Origin of the sequence: Pseudoalteromonas sp. NZS71_1, from assembly GCF_015864305.1 — a bacterium.
In the GTDB taxonomy this organism is placed as follows: domain Bacteria; phylum Pseudomonadota; class Gammaproteobacteria; order Enterobacterales; family Alteromonadaceae; genus Pseudoalteromonas; species Pseudoalteromonas arctica.
The window spans coordinates 1-604 of the sequence record NZ_JADYXM010000041.1; the positions used below are offsets into that span (position 1 = coordinate 1).

Annotated in this window: 1 protein-coding gene and 1 pseudogene; one reads left to right on the plus strand and one right to left on the minus strand. The window is 37.6% G+C overall.

Features of this window, described 5'->3' with window-relative positions:
- Nucleotides 1-195 precede the first annotated feature (195 nt).
- Entirely contained in the window at nt 196-378 is a 183-nt protein-coding gene (locus I6F43_RS20005; RefSeq protein ID WP_101217376.1) for a hypothetical protein, read from the plus strand.
- A gap of 46 nt (nt 379-424) precedes the next feature.
- Here I6F43_RS20005 and I6F43_RS20360 read toward each other — a convergent pair.
- Nucleotides 425-565 (minus strand): annotated as a pseudogene (locus tag I6F43_RS20360) (IS110 family transposase); the annotation flags it as partial.
- Nucleotides 566-604: the final 39 nt, after the last annotated feature.

The following is a 604-nucleotide window of genomic DNA, read 5'->3' on the forward strand; positions in this document are numbered from 1 at the left end:
CATCAAGCTGATTCGCAACGCTGTTGCAAAGAACAAAGGCGCAACAAATTGTGCCAGCACAGCTCACGGCTTATGGGAGCGTTAGCTGTATTGTCGTACTGTTGTGATTATATAATGTTACAGATTTTCCGTTGCTCAAAAAATGTTCTTCACATATATTTAATTGATACTTAATTGTTTTAATAAGAGGGATTTATGAAAATATTACACAAATGGATAATTTTGGCGGGTTTATTATTAGCCGCTCTTATTTCGTATGGCTACGGATTTTCTCAAGGCATAGTTATCTTTATTGTTTTAGGTGTGGCTTTGGAACTTACATTTTGGTTTGGTGTTTTTGGTAAAAAGCAGCAATGTAACGAACACCCCCGCAACTAATCTACAGCTAACAACACGCCCTGAGGTGGACAGCAAGCGCTAAAGCTCACTTTCCACCGCAAATTTTAACAGCGGTTAAGTAAGTTGATTCATCGTAGGGCGTATGTGTTTTCCAGCACCTAAATAGTATTCGTGTCCACTTAAACGTCAATGATTTGATGATGGTATTATGAGGTTTTCCTTTGGCCATTAGCTTTATTGTTGGTTATTTCATGTAAATTAATTC